Origin of the sequence: Streptomyces sp. NPDC048192 (assembly GCF_043202415.1) — a bacterium.
GTDB lineage: Bacteria > Actinomycetota > Actinomycetes > Streptomycetales > Streptomycetaceae > Streptomyces.
Map to the genome: position 1 here is coordinate 1 of NZ_JBIDAL010000008.1, position 17,563 is coordinate 17,563.

General features: G+C 70.3%; 9 protein-coding genes, 1 tRNA gene and 1 rRNA gene. 10 read left to right on the plus strand and 1 reads right to left on the minus strand.

The window, feature by feature from the left end:
* The 3 genes from rrf to ACGFZN_RS18060 form a co-directional block, all read left to right on the plus strand.
* Positions 1–95: ribosomal RNA gene (rrf, locus tag ACGFZN_RS18050) — 5S ribosomal RNA — on the plus strand; the annotation flags it as partial.
* Between the two features lie 116 nt (positions 96–211).
* The gene (locus ACGFZN_RS18055; protein WP_393859804.1) at positions 212–874 is read left to right on the plus strand and encodes a DegT/DnrJ/EryC1/StrS family aminotransferase; all 663 of its coding nucleotides are present in this window, start codon (positions 212–214) and stop codon (positions 872–874) included.
* Between the two features lie 84 nt (positions 875–958).
* A tRNA-Thr gene (locus tag ACGFZN_RS18060) sits at positions 959–1,031 on the plus strand.
* A 55-nt stretch (positions 1,032–1,086) separates the two neighbouring features.
* On the opposite strand, the gene ACGFZN_RS18065 is transcribed toward ACGFZN_RS18060, so the two are convergent.
* Positions 1,087–3,843: a SpoIIE family protein phosphatase gene (locus ACGFZN_RS18065; protein ID WP_393859450.1), complete on the minus strand. Its 2,757-nt coding sequence runs from the start codon at positions 3,841–3,843 to the stop codon at positions 1,087–1,089.
* A gap of 408 nt (positions 3,844–4,251) precedes the next feature.
* Between ACGFZN_RS18065 and ACGFZN_RS18070 the strand changes: the two genes are divergently transcribed.
* The 7 genes from ACGFZN_RS18070 to ACGFZN_RS18100 all read left to right on the plus strand — a co-directional run bounded on the left by ACGFZN_RS18070 (position 4,252) and on the right by ACGFZN_RS18100 (position 17,554).
* Complete coding sequence (locus ACGFZN_RS18070) at positions 4,252–9,708, plus strand: HAMP domain-containing protein (protein WP_393859451.1); 5,457 nt, start codon at positions 4,252–4,254, stop codon at positions 9,706–9,708.
* A gap of 299 nt (positions 9,709–10,007) precedes the next feature.
* Positions 10,008–10,688 carry a response regulator gene (locus tag ACGFZN_RS18075; protein WP_330337452.1) on the plus strand — a complete coding sequence of 227 codons (681 nt, stop codon included), beginning with the start codon at positions 10,008–10,010 and terminating at the stop codon, positions 10,686–10,688.
* Positions 10,689–10,811: 123 nt separating this feature from the next.
* Positions 10,812–13,574, plus strand: coding sequence for a DNA translocase FtsK (locus tag ACGFZN_RS18080; protein ID WP_393859452.1), 2,763 nt, complete (start codon positions 10,812–10,814; stop codon positions 13,572–13,574).
* Between the two features lie 278 nt (positions 13,575–13,852).
* On the plus strand, positions 13,853–14,698 hold the full coding sequence (locus ACGFZN_RS18085; protein ID WP_393859453.1) for a helix-turn-helix domain-containing protein: 846 nt from the start codon (positions 13,853–13,855) through the stop codon (positions 14,696–14,698).
* A gap of 86 nt (positions 14,699–14,784) precedes the next feature.
* Positions 14,785–16,257 (plus strand): 30S ribosomal protein S12 methylthiotransferase RimO, encoded by a 1,473-nt coding sequence (gene rimO, locus ACGFZN_RS18090; RefSeq protein WP_393859454.1) that lies wholly within the window; start codon positions 14,785–14,787, stop codon positions 16,255–16,257.
* Positions 16,254–17,012, plus strand: coding sequence for a CDP-diacylglycerol--glycerol-3-phosphate 3-phosphatidyltransferase (gene pgsA, locus ACGFZN_RS18095; RefSeq protein ID WP_393859455.1), 759 nt, complete (start codon positions 16,254–16,256; stop codon positions 17,010–17,012). The genes rimO and pgsA overlap by 4 nt, the downstream gene beginning before the upstream one ends.
* Positions 17,009–17,554 carry a CinA family protein gene (locus tag ACGFZN_RS18100; RefSeq protein ID WP_393859456.1) on the plus strand — a complete coding sequence of 182 codons (546 nt, stop codon included), beginning with the start codon at positions 17,009–17,011 and terminating at the stop codon, positions 17,552–17,554. Before pgsA ends, ACGFZN_RS18100 begins: the two co-directional genes overlap by 4 nt.
* Positions 17,555–17,563 lie beyond the last annotated feature (9 nt).

The window sequence follows — 17,563 nt, forward strand, 5'->3', positions numbered from 1 at the left end:
AAACGCCCGGTTACATTCCGAACCCGGAAGCTAAGCCTTACAGCGCCGATGGTACTGCAGGGGGGACCCTGTGGGAGAGTAGGACGCCGCCGAACAATTCTTCTAAAGAGGTCGGATCCTGAACTTCGGTTCGGGGTCCGGCCTTTTTACCGTTTGCTTAACGTGTCGTTCATGTTGCGCCCCCAGCATCCAGCACATGGGAACTGCTGCAATGCTCAGGGCCGCCGGCGTCGGAGTCGGTGACGAGGTCGTCGTACCTGCCTTCGGGAACGCCGAGGTCGCCGAGGCCGTGACCCTGGCCGGCGCGCTCCCGGTGTTCGCCGACATAGATCCCGTGACCTACTGCCTCGATCCCGGCGCCGTCGAGGCGGCCGTAACTCCGCGCACCGCCGCGGTCGTTGTGGTGCACCGCTTCGGGCGGCGCGCCGACGTACCGCGGTTGCACGCGCTCGGACAGCAGCACGGCGTGCTCGTGCTGGAACAGGGCGAGTCCGAGGCGCCGTACGACGAGATAGCCCAGCGCAGGGAGCGTGCCGCCTACCTCGACGCCAAGCTCAGGGGCGTGCGCACGCCGGACGGCGGTGACGGGCACACCTACCAGCAGTACGTCGTGCGGGTCCCCGGGAACGGCCGGCCGGACCGCGACGCCTTCGCACTGGCCTTGCGGGCCAAGGGAGTCGAGTGCCGGGTGCCGGTCAAGACGCCCGTGCACCGGCTGCCGGAATTCCGTCGGTGCGTGTCCCTGCCGGAGACCGAACGGGCCGCCGACGAGACTCTGACGCTGCCCGTGGACGCCTCGCTCACCAAGCGGGAGATGCAGCGGATCGTGTCCGCGTGCAACGCGCTCGGCGGACTGCTGCAGCCCGCCTTCTGAACGGGTTCCGAACGAATTTGGGAACTGGGGCCGGCTCGGGGTACAGTTTCTTCGTCGCCGCGAGGGAAACCTCGAAAACGACAAGCCCCTATAGCTCAGTCGGCAGAGCGTCTCCATGGTAAGGAGAAGGTCAACGGTTCGATTCCGTTTGGGGGCTCAGAAATGAAGGCCCCACCCGAAAGGGTGGGGACTTTTTCATGCCCGCTGCGGCCTCACGCCTCCGGGTGCACTTCCGGGACGCGCATCGCCAGGATCGCCATGTCGTCCGACGGGGCGTCCGACGCGAAGCGTTCCACCGCGCGCATGATGCGCGCCGCGACCGCGCCCGCCGTCAGGCCCGTGCAGGTCGTGAGGACGTCGGCGAGACCGTCGTCGCCCAGCATGCGCGTGCCCTCGCGGCGCTCGGTGACGCCGTCCGTGACGCACAGCAGGACGTCACCGGGATCAAGGGTGACGGTCTCCTCGTACAGCTCCAGGTCCTCGATCACGCCCAGCAGCGGCTGCGGCTCGGCGGCCGCCGTCACCGTGCCGTCCTGGCGCAGGCGCAGCGGGAGCGGATGGCCGGCGCACACCACCTTCAGCTCGGCGCTGCCGTCCTCCTGCGGGCGCATCTCGCCGTACAGCAGGGTCAGGAAGCGGCTGCGGTCGCCCTCGTCGAGGATCGCGGAGTTCAGGCGCTCCAGGACCGCCGGGCCGCTCAGGCCCTCACGGGCCAGCAGGCGCAGGGCGTGCCGGGCGAGGCCGGTGACCGCCGCCGCGTTCGGGCCGGTGCCGCAGACGTCGCCGATGGCGAAGCCGTACGCGCCGTCGCCGATCGGGAAGAGGTCGTAGAAGTCGCCGCCGACCTCGTTGCCCTCGCCGGCCGCGCGGTAGATGACCTCCACCTCGACACCGTCGATCTGCGGCAGGCCCGGCGGGAGCAGGCTGCGCTGGAGGGACTGGCTGATGGCCGTGCGCTCCGAGTACAGGCGGGCGTTGTCCAGGGCGAGCGCGGCCCGGCGGGACAGGTCCTCGGCCAGTTCCAGGATCTCTTGGCGGAAGTGCTCGTCGGTGGGCTTGCCGAGGGTCAGCATGCCGATGACGCGGTTGCGGGCGACGAGCGGCAGGACGACCGTCTCCCCGCCGACCGCGGAGGCCGTGGCGAGGGTCGGGCCGATGCCCGAGGAGATCTGCCGCGTGGGCCCGCCGGACAGCCCCAGGCTGCGCATGGAGCTGCGCAGGGCCGCCTGGTGCGCGACCTCGCCGGGCGCCGTCCAGACACGCGCGCCGGGGGTCGGCACCGGATCCGGCGGGGGCACCTTCGCGAGCAACGACTTGATGCCGTCGATGAGTTCCTCGTCCTCGTGCAGGACGTACGACAGATACGGCTCGGAAGCCTGGTCGGCGATCGTGTAGACGGCGCACCAGGTGGCCAGGGTGGGCACGGTCATCTGGGCCATCAGGGCCAGTGTCTGGTCGCGGTCCAGGGTGCCGGCCAGCAGGTCGGAGGCCTCGACCAGGAAGCTCAGGGAGCCGCGGCGCAGCCGCTCCAGCTCGCCCAGGCGGGCCGACTCGACGGCCAGGGCGATGCGGTCGGCGGCGAACTGCAGGCGCAGCGCCTCCTCGTTGGTGTACCGGCCCGGTGCCTCGGCCGCGACGCCGAGGGAGCCGGTCAAGCGGCCCTCGACCTTCAGCGGGACGGTGACGACCGAGCGCATGCCGGTGCCGGCCAGCAGCGGTACGGCCCCGGGGACGGACGTGAGGTCGTCGTGGACGGCCGGCATGCGCGCGGAGCCGTAGCGGCCCGGGCCGGCCTCGACGGGCACGCGTGCGAAGCGCTGGCGGGCGGAGGGCAGGCCGGTGGAGGCGCGCACCTCCAGCTCGGTCTCGTCGTCGGTGGCCAGCAGCAGGAACGCGGAGTCGCCGTCGAGCATGTCGCGGGCGCGCTCCACGGTGCGCTGCAGGAGGCCGTCGAGGTCGTCCGGGGCGGGGGAGCCGATGAAGACCTCGAAGGGGTCGGCGCTCTGGCCGTCGGAGGACTGGGCCTGGTCGCCGGCCGGGACGCGCGCCGGCGACTGCAGGACGGCGCGCTCGTGGTCGCGGACCAGGAGGCAGACGGTGGAGGGCTCGCCGCCGGTGTCGCGGACCCTGAGGTGCGAGGCGTACACATGTACGACCCGGCCGTCGGCGCCGCGGATGCCGTAGCTGCCCTCCCAGCGGGAGAGCTGAAGGGCCTCGGCTACTCCGGTGCCGGTGCCGGGGGTGTGCGGCCAGGCCGCCAGTTCGGTGAGGGGCCTGCCGGTGACCTCGGCGGCCGGATAGCCGAACAGTTCTTCGGCGTCCTCGTTCCAGGACGTGACGGCGCCCTTGCGGTCGACCTGGAGGACGGCGACGCGGACCCGGCCGTCGGCCAGCGGGAGCAGGTCGGCGGGGAGGGAGGGTCCGGCGGTGCGGGTGCCGACCGGGCGTTCGGGGAGGTTGAGCTGGAACCAGACGTTCTTGTGGGTGGGCGTGTAGTCGACGCCCCAGCGGGTGGCGAGGGCCGCGCACAGCTGCAGCCCGCGGCCGCCCTCGCGGTCGGGGCTGCCCATGGAGACGGCGCTGTGCTGGAGGGGGACCTCGCGCTCGGGGTAGCGGTCGGAGACCTCGATGCGCACACCGTCCTCGGTGCGCAGGCACAGCACCTCCGCGTGCGTGCCCGCGTGAACGACCGCGTTGGTCACCAGTTCGCTGGTCAGGACGACGGCGTCGTCGACGATGTCGGCGAAGCCCCAGCCCTGGAGGGTGTCGCGGACGAAGGACCGGGCGGTCGCCACCGACCGCCCGACGGGCTCGAAGGTGGCGGCCGCGCGCGCGGTGATCACAGAACTCCTCGGCCGGTTGTCGACGGACAGGGGGTGGCCGGGCGGCTCCCGCCGCTGCTGCGGCATCAGCTCACCCGTCCCCTGTGGCTCCGGGGACTGTCCCCCGGGGATCACTCCGGTGGTCATGGTCTGCGGCCGCCCCTCCGATGCCCGCTCGTACTGGTGCCACCGCCCAGGCCGGTCGGACCGGTGCGGCTGGACAGCCGCATGCAAGGTTACTTACCTTCGCCGTCCGAGCGGATGCCGGTCGCCGGTGTTTACCCCCCAGGTGTGCGGACGGTGTGCGAAGCTGCCGAACTGTTATGGCCTGGTTCGGCGAGGGTGAAACACTGGGCAGGCTTCTGATGAAGGTCGGGCCGGCCTGCGTGCGTTCCGTGTACGACGGGCAGCAGCCCCTGGTGTGGCCGGATCTCGTCTGGCAGAAATACGCAGCAGTAACCGGTACGCGGAAGTAACCGGTATGCCGAACAGCGGCACGCCGGGCCGAAGCGGCCGAGCACAGCAGTAACGGTCTACCCCTCCGGGAGGGACACAGTGGAGTCTGGCGCGGCGACGCGTGGCACGAAGACGCGCGCGAAAGGCGGACCGTCCCTGGGCAGGCGCGGCGACACCACCACCGTGGACACGGCTGCCCTGAACCGGCTGCTGGCGGCGCTCGTGTCGATGCGCGACGGGAACTTCCGCAAGCGGCTCACCGTCTCCGGCGACGGTGTGATGTCGGAGATCGCGGCCGTCTTCAACGAGGTGGCCGACCGGAACCTGCATCTCACCGGCGAGCTGTCCCGGGTACGGCGGATGGTGGGCCGTGAGGGCAAGCTCACGGAGCGGCTGGAGACGGGGGCCTGCGAGGGCTCCTGGGCGGCGGCGATCGACGCCTCCAACGCCCTGGTCGACGATCTGGTGTGGCCGGTGTCCGAGGTCGGCCGGGTGCTCACGGCGGTCGCCGAGGGCGATCTGTCGCCCCGGATGGAGCTGCGGACGCAGGCCCCGGACGGCGGCACCGGGCATCCGTTGCGAGGCGAGTTCCTGAAGGTCGGCCGTACCGTCAACAACCTGGTCGACCAGCTGTCGACGTTCACGGACGAGGTCACGCGCGTGGCCAGCGAGGTCGGTACCGAGGGCAAGCTGGGCGGTCAGGCCCGGGTGCGCGGTATGTCCGGTTCGTGGAAGGACCTGACCGAGTCCGTCAACACCATGGCGCGGCAGCTCACCGCGCAGGTGCGCGACATCGCGCTGGTGACGACGGCGGTGGCCCGGGGCGATCTGTCGCGCAAGGTCACCGTGCAGGTCGCCGGGGAGATGCTGGAGCTGAAGAACACCGTCAACACGATGGTGGAGCAGCTGTCGTCGTTCTCCGTCGAGGTGACCCGGGTGGCCCGTGAGGTGGGCACCGAGGGCATCCTGGGCGGTCAGGCGCAGGTGCCGGGCGTGGCCGGTGTGTGGAAGGAGCTGACCGACTCCGTCAACACGATGGCCGGCAACCTGACGGCCCAGGTGCGCGGCATCTCGCAGGTCACGACCGCGGTCGCCAACGGCGATCTGTCGCAGAAGGTGACGGTTCCGGCGCGCGGCGAGGTGGCGCAGCTGGCCGAGACGATCAACCAGATGACCGAGACGCTGCGGATCTTCGCGGACGAGGTCACGCGCGTCGCGAACGAGGTCGGCGCGGAGGGCCGGCTGGGCGGTCAGGCGAACGTGCCGGGCGCCGCCGGCACCTGGAAGGACCTGACGGACTCCGTCAACACGGTGTTCCGGAACCTCACCACGCAGGTGCGCGACATCGCCACCGTGACGACGGCCGTGGCGAACGGTGATCTGTCGCAGAAGGTCACGGTCGACGTGGCCGGCGAGATGCTGGAGCTGAAGAACACCGTCAACGGGATGGTGGACCAGCTGTCGGCGTTCGGCGCCGAGGTGACGCGGGTCGCGCGGGAGATCGGCGTCGAGGGCGAGCTGGGCGGTCAGGCGCAGGTGCCGGGCGCGGCCGGCGCCTGGAAGGACCTGACGGACTCCGTCAACACCGCGTTCCGCAATCTCACCGGGCAGGTGCGCAACATCGCCCAGGTGACGACGGCGGTGGCGAACGGTGATCTGTCGCAGAAGGTCACGGTCGACGTCTCCGGCGAGATGCTCCAGCTGAAGAACACCGTCAACACGATGGTGGACCAGCTGTCGAGCTTCGCCGACCAGGTCACGCGGATGGCCCGGGACGTGGGCACGGAGGGCCGGCTCGGCGGTCAGGCCCGCGTGGACGGCGTGTCGGGCACCTGGAAGGAGCTGACGGACTCCGTCAACTTCATGGCGGGGAACCTGACGTCGCAGGTGCGGCAGATCGCCCAGGTGACGACGGCGGTGGCGCGCGGCGACCTGTCGCAGAAGATCGACGTCGACGCTCGCGGCGAGATCCTCGAGCTGAAGAACACGATCAACACGATGGTCGACCAGCTGTCCGCCTTCGCCGACCAGGTGACCCGGGTCGCCCGTGACGTGGGCACCGAGGGCCGCCTCGGCGGACAGGCACAGGTGCCGGGCGTGGCCGGCGTGTGGCGGGATCTGACCGATTCCGTGAACGGCATGGCCGGGAACCTCACGGCCCAGGTGCGCAACATCGCGCAGGTCGCCACCGCCGTGGCCCGCGGTGACCTCTCCCAGAAGATCACCGTGGACGCGCGCGGGGAGATCCTGGAGCTGAAGAACACCCTGAACACGATGGTGGACCAGCTGTCGTCGTTCGCCCAGGAGGTCACGCGTGTGGCCCGTGAGGTGGGTACGGAGGGCATCCTCGGCGGTCAGGCCGAGGTGCAGGGCGTCTCCGGCACCTGGAAGGACCTCACGCAGTCGGTGAACTTCATGGCGAACAACCTGACCATCCAGGTGCGCAACATCGCCGAGGTCACGACCGCGGTCGCCAAGGGCGACCTGTCGAAGAAGATCACTGTCGACGCCAAGGGCGAGATCCTCGAGCTCGTCACGACGGTCAACACGATGGTCGACCAGCTGTCCAGCTTCGCCGAGCAGGTGACCCGGGTGGCCCGCGAGGTGGGCACCGAGGGCATCCTGGGCGGCCAGGCGCACGTGCCGGGCGTCACCGGCATCTGGAAGGACCTGAGCAACAACGTCAACCTGATGGCCAACAACCTGACCATGCAGGTGCGGAACATCTCCCAGGTCGCCTCCGCCGTCGCCAACGGCGACCTGACGCGGCAGGTGACGATCGAGGCGCGCGGCGAGGTCGCGCAGCTCGCCGACACCATCAACATCATGGTCAAGACGCTGAGTTCGTTCGCCGACCAGGTCACCAAGGTGGCCCGCGAGGTGGGCACGGACGGCATCCTGGGCGGCCAGGCGCACGTGCCGGGTGTGGCCGGCACCTGGAAGGACCTCACCGAGTCCGTGAACCAGATGGCGTCCAACCTGACCGGTCAGGTGCGCAACATCGCCATGGTGACCACGGCCATCGCCAAGGGCGATCTGACGAAGAAGATCGACATCGACGCCCGCGGCGAGATCCTCGAGCTGAAGACGACGATCAACACGATGGTCGACCAGCTGTCCAGCTTCGCGGAGGAGGTCACGCGCGTGGCCCGCGAGGTGGGCACCGAGGGACAGCTCGGCGGCCAGGCACGCGTGCGTGACGTCGACGGCACCTGGCGGGACCTGACCGAGTCGGTGAACGAGATGGCCGGGAACCTGACCCGGCAGGTGCGCGCCATCGCGCGCGTGGCGACCGCGGTGACCCGCGGCGACCTGAACCTGAAGATCGACGTCGACGCGTCCGGCGAGATCCAGGAACTGCAGGACTACATCAACAAGATGATCGCCAACCTGCGCGACACCACGATCGCCAACAAGGAGCAGGACTGGCTCAAGGGCAACCTGGCCCGCATCTCCGGTCTCATGCAGGGCCGCCGGGACCTGGAGGACGTGGCCTCGCTGATCATGAGCGAGCTGACGCCGGTGGTGTCCGCGCAGCACGGCGCGTTCTTCCTGGCGATGCCGCTCATGGAGGGCAAGGACGCCGGCGACGGCGAGGACAACTACGAGCTGCGGATGCTCGGCTCGTACGGCTACTCGATGGGCTCCATGCCGACGTCGTTCCGGCCCGGCGAGGGGCTGATCGGCACGGCCGCCCAGGAGAAGCGCACGATCCTGGTGGACAAGGCGCCCAGCGGCTATCTGAAGATCTCCTCCGGCCTCGGCGAGGCCCCGCCGGCACAGGTGATCGTGCTGCCGGTGCTGTTCGAGGGCAATGTGCTCGGCGTGATCGAGCTGGCCTCCTTCACTCCGTTCACGCAGATCCAGAAGGACTTCCTCAACCAGATCGCCGAGATGATCGCGACCAGCGTCAACACGATCTCGGTGAACACCAAGACCGAGCAGCTGCTGAAGCAGTCGCAGGAGCTGACCGAGCAACTCAGGGAGCGGTCGGAGGAGTTGGAGAACCGGCAGAAGGCGCTGCAGGCCTCCAACGCCGAACTGGAGGAGAAGGCCGAGCTGCTGGCCCGGCAGAACCGCGACATCGAGGTGAAGAACACCGAGATCGAGGAGGCCCGGCAGGTCCTGGAGGAGCGCGCCGAGCAGCTCGCGGTGTCGATGCGCTACAAGAGCGAGTTCCTCGCCAACATGTCGCACGAGCTGCGCACGCCGCTCAACTCGCTGCTGATTCTGGCCAAGTTGCTCGCCGACAACGCCGAGGGCAACCTCTCGCCGAAGCAGGTGGAGTTCGCCGAGACCATCCACGGCGCCGGCTCCGACCTGCTGCAGCTGATCAACGACATCCTGGACCTGTCGAAGGTCGAGGCGGGCAAGATGGACGTCTCGCCGACGCGCATCGCGCTGGTCCAGCTCGTGGACTACGTGGAGGCCACCTTCCGGCCGCTGACCGCGGAGAAGGGGCTGGACCTGTCCGTGCGGGTCTCCCCGGAGCTGCCGGCGACCCTGCACACCGACGAGCAGCGGCTGCTGCAGGTGCTGCGCAACCTGCTGTCGAACGCGGTGAAGTTCACCGACTCCGGGTCGGTGGAGCTGGTGATCAGGCCGGCCGGCGCGGACGTGCCGGCGGGCATCCGGGAGCAGCTGCTGGAGGCAGGTTCGCTGACCGATCCGGACGCGCCGCTGATCGCGTTCTCGGTGACCGACACCGGCATCGGCATCGCGGCCAGCAAGATGCGGGTGATCTTCGAGGCGTTCAAGCAGGCGGACGGCACGACCAGCCGCAAGTACGGCGGCACCGGCCTCGGCCTGTCCATCTCGCGGGAGATCGCGCAGCTGCTCGGCGGCGAGATCCACGCGCAGAGCGAGCCGGGCCGCGGCTCGACGTTCACGCTGTACCTGCCGCTGCACCCGAGCGAGCTGCCACCGCAGGGCTACCAGCAGTCCGTGCCGCCGCTCGGGGCCGGCGAGCTGGTCGCCTCGACGGCGGAGCAGTCCTCGGAGCTGTCCGCCGTGGAGATCGAGACGCCGGCCGAGGTGAAGTCGTACCGGGAGACGCAGAACGGCCCCGCGGCCCTCTTCCGGCGCCGGCGCCGGGGCCTGCCGCAGGGCGAGCAGCGGGCCGAGCACTGGTCGGTGCCCGAGCAGGAGAGCACGCCGCAGTCCGCGCACGGGGTGCTGTTCGCCGGCGAGAAGGTGCTGATCGTCGACGACGACATCCGCAACGTGTTCGCGCTGACCAGCGTCCTTGAGCAGCACGGCCTGTCGGTGCTGTACGCCGAGAACGGCCGCGAGGGCATCGAGGTGCTGGAGCAGCACGACGACGTGGCGGTCGTGCTCATGGACATCATGATGCCGGAGATGGACGGGTACGCGACGACCACGGCGATCCGCCGGATGCCGCAGTTCGCCGGGCTGCCGATCATCGCGCTGACCGCGAAGGCGATGAAGGGCGACCGGGAGAAGGCGATCGACTCGGGCGCCTCCGACTACGTCACCAAGCCGGTCGACCCGGACCATCTGCTGGCGGTGATGCAGCAGTGGATGGGGGAGAAGTGACGAGTTCGGGCCACCGGGATGTGAACGCCGGGGGAACCCTTGGCGTGGGTCGGGAGTTGCCCACTTGAGCCGAGGGCGCCGGTACGACTTAAGGTGGCCTGCGAACGCAGGGGAATGCGGGATTCCGGGAACCGACCCGGATCCCGCCGCGTTTCCCCTATGTGCACAGTGACATCGCGGTGACAGGGTGTGGCGACAGGCGGGGTGCGGCTACGATGACCGGCACAAGGACGGGCGGCGAAAGGGAGTCGTCCCCTGGGGCGGCGCCCGGTGTACCGCCGGGGCGAGGAGGGCGGGCCATGGTGCAGAAGGCCAAGATCCTCCTGGTCGATGACCGGCCGGAGAATCTGCTGGCGCTGGAGGCGATCCTCTCTGCGCTCGATCAGACGCTGGTGCGGGCATCGTCCGGGGAGGAAGCGCTCAAGGCACTGCTCACGGACGATTTCGCGGTCATTCTGCTGGACGTCCAGATGCCGGGCATGGACGGTTTCGAGACCGCAGCGCACATCAAGCGGCGCGAGCGGACCCGGGACATCCCGATCATCTTCCTCACGGCGATCAACCACGGCCCGCACCACACCTTCCGGGGCTACGCGGCGGGCGCGGTCGACTACATCTCCAAGCCCTTCGACCCGTGGGTGCTGCGCGCGAAGGTCTCGGTGTTCGTCGAGCTGTACATGAAGAACTGCCAGCTGCGCGAGCAGGCGGCGCTGCTGCGGCTGCAGTTGGAGGGCGGCGGCAAGGGCGCGGTCGGCGGCAAGGAGTCCGCGGGGCTGCTGGCCGAGCTGTCCGCGCGGCTCGCGGCCGTCGAGGAGCAGGCCGAGGCGCTGTCCAAGCAGCTGGACGACGACTCGGCGGACGCGGCGGCGGTGGCCACGGCGGCCCATCTGGAGCGCAAACTCACCGGGCTGCGGCGCGCGCTGGACGCCCTGGAGCCGGGTGCCGGCACCGGCGGCTCGTCGATGCCGGCGCAGAACTGACGTACGTCCGGTCGGTGGTGGCCGTGAGCGTGCGTCAGTTCCGGTGCCGGGCACAGGCGACACGAACGGGTGAAGCTGTGGGCACACGTGTCCGCCGTCGTCTCCCCCGGTAACCTCACACCCATGGCCTCACGTCCCTCCGCAGCCAAGAAGCAGCCCGCCAAGAAGGCGGCCGCTCCCTCGAAGGCTCCGGCGAGGAAGGCCGCAGCGAAAAAGGCCCCGGCCAAGAAGGCGCCCGCCAGGAAGGCCCCGGCGAAGAAGGCCGCTCCGCCGAAGCCGGTGCCCAGCCCCACCGGGGGCGTGTACCGGCTCGTGCGCGCCCTCTGGCTGGGTCTGGCGCACGCCGTCGGCGCCGTCTTCCGCGGCATAGGGCAGGGCGCGAAGAACCTCGACCCCGCCCATCGCAAGGACGGCATCGCGCTGCTGCTGTTCGGCATCGCGCTGATCGTCGCCGCCGGCACCTGGGCGGACCTGAAGGGCCCGGTCGGCGACCTCGTGGAGATCCTGGTCACCGGCGCCTTCGGCCGGCTCGACCTGCTGGTGCCGATCCTGCTCGGGGTGGTCGCCGTACGGCTCATCCGGCACCCGGAGCGGCCGGAGGCCAACGGACGGATCGTGATCGGGCTGTCCGCGCTCGTCATCGGCGTGCTCGGGCAGGTCCACATCGCCTGCGGCTCGCCCGCCCGCAGCGACGGCATGCAGGCGATAAGGGACGCCGGCGGCCTCATCGGCTGGGCGGCGGCCACTCCGCTGACGTACACGATGACCGACGTCCTCGCCGTGCCCCTGCTGGTGCTGCTGACGATCTTCGGGCTGCTCGTGGTGACCGCCACCCCGGTCAACGCCATCCCGCAGCGGCTGCGCACCCTCGGCGTCCACCTGGGCGTGCTGCACGACCCGGAGACGGACGAGTACACCGAGGACGACGAGCGCTACGACGACCAGTGGCGCGAGGCGCTGCCCGCGCGCCCCCGCAAGCGCTCGTCCGCCCCCACGGCGTACGACCCCGACGGCGCCGAGGAGGAGGCCCTCTCGCAGCGCCGCGGCCGCCCCAGGCGCTCCGCGGTGCCCCAGCCGGATCCGCAGCGCCGGATGGACGCCGTGGACGTCGCGGCGGCCGCGGCGGCGGCGCTCGACGGGGCGGTGCTGCACGGCATGCCGCCGTCCCCGCTGGTCGCCGACCTCACCCAGGGCGTCGGCGTCGGCGACCGCGAGGAGACGACCCCGGTACCGGTCCCCGCACCGGAGCCGGCCACCGCGCCCGAACCGGCCGCCGAGCCCTCCCCGGTCCCGGCCGCGCGCCCCAAGCAGGAGAAGCTCCAGGCCGGCGCCGTCCCCGACCTGACCAAGAAGGCCCCCGAGCAGCCACGCGACCTGCCCGCGCGCGCGGAGCAGCTCCAGCTCTCCGGGGACATCACCTACGCGCTGCCGTCGCTGGACCTGCTCACCCGCGGCGGCCCCGGCAAGGCGCGCAGCGCCGCGAACGACGCGGTCGTCGCCTCGCTCACCCAGGTCTTCACCGAGTTCAAGGTCGACGCGCGCGTCACCGGCTTCACCCGCGGCCCGACGGTCACCCGCTACGAGGTGGAACTCGGCCCCGCCGTGAAGGTCGAGCGGATCACCGCGCTGACCAAGAACATCGCGTACGCCGTCGCCAGCCCGGACGTGCGGATCATCAGCCCCATCCCCGGCAAGTCCGCGGTCGGCATCGAGATCCCCAACACCGACCGGGAGATGGTCAACCTCGGCGACGTGCTGCGCCTCGCGGAGTCCGCCGAGGACGACGACCCGATGCTGGTCGCCTTCGGCAAGGACGTCGAGGGCGGGTACGTGATGCACTCGCTGGCGAAGATGCCGCACATGCTGGTCGCCGGCGCCACCGGCTCCGGCAAGTCGTCCTGCATCAACTGCCTGATCACCTCGGTCATGATGCGGGCGACCCCCGAGGACGTCCGGATGATCCTGGTCGACCCCAAGCGGGTCGAGCTGACCGCCTACGAGGGCATCCCGCACCTGATCACGCCGATCATCACCAACCCCAAGCGGGCGGCCGAGGCCCTGCAGTGGGTCGTACGCGAGATGGACCTGCGCTACGACGACCTCGCCGCCTACGGCTTCCGGCACATCGACGACTTCAACCAGGCCGTCCGCGAGGGCAAGGTCAAGCCGCCCGAGGGCAGCGAGCGGGAACTGCAGCCGTACCCGTACCTGCTGGTGATCGTGGACGAGCTGGCCGACCTGATGATGGTGGCCCCGCGCGACGTGGAGGACGCGATCGTGCGCATCACGCAGCTCGCGCGCGCGGCCGGCATCCACCTGGTGCTCGCCACCCAGCGCCCGTCGGTGGACGTGGTCACCGGTCTGATCAAGGCCAACGTGCCCTCCCGGCTGGCCTTCGCCACCTCCTCGCTCGCCGACTCCCGGGTCATCCTCGACCAGCCCGGCGCCGAGAAGCTGATCGGCAAGGGCGACGGCCTGTTCCTGCCGATGGGCGCGAACAAGCCGACCCGTATGCAGGGCGCGTTCGTCACCGAGGCCGAGATCGCCGCCGTCGTCCGGCACTGCAAGGAGCAGATGGCGCCGGTGTTCCGGGACGACGTCACGGTCGGCAGCAAGCAGAAGAAGGAGATCGACGAGGACATCGGCGACGACCTCGACCTGCTGTGCCAGGCGGCCGAGCTGGTCGTCTCCACCCAGTTCGGGTCCACCTCGATGCTGCAGCGCAAGCTGCGCGTCGGCTTCGCCAAGGCCGGGCGGCTCATGGACCTCATGGAGTCCCGCAACATCGTGGGGCCCAGCGAGGGATCCAAGGCTCGTGACGTTCTTGTGAAGCCTGACGACCTGGACGGCGTGCTCGCCATGATTCGCGGGGAGTCTGAGGGGTAGGGCGGACGCCCGCCCGGCGGACGCCGGTACGCCGGGCGGCAGACCGTCGTGATCCACCCGTTAGGGATCGGCGAGCAACCGTTTCCCTTCGTCGTACGTCCAGTTGAGCGAAAGGACAGTTGGGGGTCCCACCATGGGGTACCTGCCTGTCCAATCATAGGAATGTCCGGCCGTTCCTATGGTCTGCAAAGTCCCACCCGCCCGGTTGCCCCACCCTTTCGTACCCCCCCTAGACTGAGCTTCCAGCACAGGTGGCTACACGCTCGAAAGGCGCCCCCGTGTCCATCGGCAACTCCCCTGAAGACGAGCGTCCGTTCCCAGACGAGTCCCAGGAAGCCCGTGTCTCCGTGGGCCGCGCCCTGCAGCAGGCGCGGATCGCGGCCGGGCTCACCGTGGACGACGTCAGCAGCGCCACTCGTGTCCGTATCGCCGTCATCCACGCCATTGAGGCGGACGACTTCGCCCCCTGCGGCGGTGATGTGTACGCCCGTGGGCACATCCGCACGCTGGCCAAGGCAGTCCACCTCGACCCCGCACCGCTGATCGCCCAGTACGACGCGGAGCACGGCGGCCGGCCCGCGCCCACCCCGGCGGCACCCCTGTTCGAGGCCGAGCGGATCCGGCCGGAGCGGCGGGGGCCGAACTGGACCGCCGCCATGGTCGCCGCGATCGTCGTGGTGATCGGCTTCGTCGGCTTCACCGCCGTCAAGGGCAGCGGCTCCGGGAGCGACGCCAAGTCGCAGGTCGCCCAGGGCGGCGGCACGTCCGCCGCGAGCAAGTCGCCCTCGCCGCGTCCGACGAAGACCAAGCCCGTCCCGCCGAGCCCGGCACCCTCCGACAGCGCCATCGCCGCCGCGCCCCAGGACAAGGTGACCGTCCAGGTCAGCGCGCCGAACGGACGCAGCTGGATCTCCGCCAAGGACCACAACGGCCGGATGCTCTTCGACGGGCTGCTGAACAAGGGCGACTCCAAGACCTTCCAGGACAGCTCCAAGATCAACCTGATCCTGGGCGACGCCGGGGCGATCGAGCTGTACGTCAACGGCAAGAAGATCGACGACAAGTTCCAGCCGGGCCAGGTCGAGCGCCTCACCTACACCAAGGGCGACCCGGTGGCGGGCTGAGCGGTCCTCGGGGGCCGAGCGAGTGTGACGGGGTCGGCCAACCCCGTCGACGTGGGCTGTCGGTGAGACGAAGTAGTCTTGAGCCCATGCCTGAACGCCGTACCGTCGCACTCGTCACTCTTGGCTGCGCCCGCAACGAGGTGGACTCGGAGGAGCTCGCAGGCCGTTTGGAGGCGGACGGCTGGCAGCTCGTCGAGGACGCCGCGGACGCCGACGTCGCCGTGGTCAACACCTGCGGCTTCGTCGAAGCCGCGAAGAAGGACTCCGTCGACGCCCTCCTCGAGGCCAACGACCTCAAGAACCACGGCAGAACCCAGGCCGTCGTGGCGGTGGGCTGCATGGCCGAGCGGTACGGCAAGGAGCTCGCCCAGGCGCTGCCCGAGGCCGACGGCGTGCTCGGCTTCGACGACTACGCGGACATCTCCGACCGCCTGCAGACCATCCTGTCCGGCGGCATCCACGCCTCCCACACCCCGCGCGACCGCCGCAAGCTGCTCCCGATCAGCCCGGCCGAGCGCCAGGAGTCGGCCGCCGCGGTGGCCCTTCCGGGGCACGGCCCGGCCGATCTCCCGGAGGGCGTCGCGCCCGCCTCGGGGCCCCGCGCCCCGCTGCGCCGGCGCCTGGACGGCTCCCCGGTCGCCTCGGTGAAGCTGGCCTCCGGCTGCGACCGGCGCTGCTCCTTCTGCGCCATCCCGTCCTTCCGGGGCTCCTTCATCTCCCGCCGCCCCAGCGACGTCCTGAACGAGACGCGCTGGCTGGCCGAGCAGGGCGTGAAGGAGATCATGCTGGTCTCCGAGAACAACACCTCCTACGGCAAGGACCTGGGCGACATCCGCCTGCTGGAGTCCCTGCTGCCGGAGCTGGCCGAGGTCGACGGCATCGAGCGGGTCCGGGTCAGCTATCTGCAGCCGGCCGAGATGCGCCCGGGCCTGATCGACGTACTGACCTCGACCCCCAAGGTCGCGCCGTACTTCGACCTGTCCTTCCAGCACTCCGCGCCCGACGTGCTGCGCGCCATGCGCCGCTTCGGCGACACCGACCGCTTCCTGGAGCTGCTCGACACCATCCGCTCCAAGGCCCCCGAGGCCGGCGTGCGGTCCAACTTCATCGTCGGCTTCCCCGGCGAGTCCGAGGCGGACCTGGCCGAGCTGGAGCGCTTCCTGAACGGCGCCCGCCTGGACGCCATCGGCGTCTTCGGCTACTCCGACGAGGAGGGCACGGAGGCGGCGACGTACGACAACAAGCTGGACGAGGACGTCGTCGCCGAGCGCCTGGCCCACATCTCCCGGCTCGCCGAGGAACTCGTCTCGCAGCGCGCCGAGGACCGCGTCGGGGAGACGGTGCGCGTGCTGGTCGAGTCCGTCGACGAGGAAGAGGGCGTGTACGGCCGTGCCGCGCACCAGGCGCCCGAGACCGACGGACAGGTTCTGCTCACGAGCGGCGAAGGCCTGAGCGTCGGACGTATGGTCGAGGCGAAGGTGGTCGGTACGGAAGGTGTCGACCTGGTGGCCGAGCCGCTGACCGGCTCGCTCGCGTGTAGTGAGGAGGCGGGCAGATGACCGGAGTCCCGGCATCCGCCGCGGGCGGCTCCTCCGGCGGGCAGGGCGCCCGGGGGCCCGCCGCCCCCGCCGACGGCGCACGGCCCGAGGTCTCCGGTTCTGCCCCAGGTCAAGGCAGCGGCGGCAAGCCCGCGCGCAGCGGGAAGATCGCCGCCGCGGCCGTCAACCAGGCGAGCGTCTGGAACGTCGCCAATCTGCTGACCATGCTCCGGCTGCTCCTGGTGCCCGGCTTCGTGGCGCTGATGCTGGCGAACGGCGGCTACGACCCCGCCTGGCGCTCGCTGGCCTGGGCCGCCTTCGCCATCGCCATGATCACCGACCTGTTCGACGGGCATCTGGCGCGCACCTACAACCTGGTCACCGACTTCGGGAAGATCGCCGACCCCATCGCCGACAAGGCGATCATGGGGGCGGCGCTGATCTGTCTTTCGGCCCTGGGCGATCTGCCGTGGTGGGTGACGGCCGTGATCCTCGGCCGGGAACTCGGCATCACCCTGCTGCGTTTTCTGGTCATCCGCTACGGCGTGATCCCGGCCAGCCGAGGGGGCAAGCTCAAGACCCTCACCCAGGGCGTGGCGGTCGGGATGTACGTGCTGGCGCTGACGGGCTGGCTGGCCACCCTGCGGTTCTGGGTGATGGCCGTGGCGGTCGTCCTCACCGTCGTCACCGGTCTCGACTATGTAAGACAGGCCATTGTGCTGCGCAGGCAGGGAATCGCGGAGCGCGCCGCGGCGTTGGAGGAGAAGGAAGCGTGAGTTCGACGGCCATCGAACTGGTGCGACTACTGACCGTGAGGGGCGAGACCCTCGCCGTCGCGGAGTCGCTCACCGGTGGCCTGGTGGCCGCGGAGATCACATCGGTTCCCGGAGCGTCCAAGGTGTTCCGGGGTTCGGTCACCGCCTACGCCACCGAGCTCAAGCATGAGCTGCTGGGCGTCGACGCCACCCTGCTGGCGCAGCGAGGAGCGGTGGATCCGCAGGTGGCGGGCCAGATGGCCACCGGCGTACGGAAGGCTCTGGGCGCCGACTGGGGCATCGCGACCACTGGAGTCGCCGGCCCCGAACCGCAGGACGGCCGGCCCGTCGGGACGGTCTTCGTGGCCGTCGACGGACCGCTCACCCCGCGTCCCGGTTCTGCCGGTGGCGGAAAAGTGGAGGCCCTGCGGTTGAACGGCAGCCGTGCGGAAATTCGTATGGAGAGTGTACGGAGCGTACTCGCACTGCTCCTCGAGCAGCTTGCGGGCGAACAGACTGGGAATGAGCGGGCACAGGATACGGAACGGAACGGGGGGTTTTGATGTTTGCAG

What these genes read in the sequence shown, in the direction of transcription:
- ACGFZN_RS18055 (WP_393859804.1), top strand. Translation starts at nt 212, where the DNA reads ATGCTCAGGGCCGCCGGCGTCGGAGTCGGTGACGAGGTCGTCGTACCT.
- ACGFZN_RS18065 (WP_393859450.1), bottom strand. Translation starts at nt 3,843, where the DNA reads ATGACCACCGGAGTGATCCCCGGGGGACAGTCCCCGGAGCCACAGGGG.
- ACGFZN_RS18075 (WP_330337452.1), top strand. Translation starts at nt 10,008, where the DNA reads ATGGTGCAGAAGGCCAAGATCCTCCTGGTCGATGACCGGCCGGAGAAT.
- ACGFZN_RS18080 (WP_393859452.1), top strand. Translation starts at nt 10,812, where the DNA reads ATGGCCTCACGTCCCTCCGCAGCCAAGAAGCAGCCCGCCAAGAAGGCG.
- rimO (WP_393859454.1), top strand. Translation starts at nt 14,785, where the DNA reads ATGCCTGAACGCCGTACCGTCGCACTCGTCACTCTTGGCTGCGCCCGC.
- pgsA (WP_393859455.1), top strand. Translation starts at nt 16,254, where the DNA reads ATGACCGGAGTCCCGGCATCCGCCGCGGGCGGCTCCTCCGGCGGGCAG.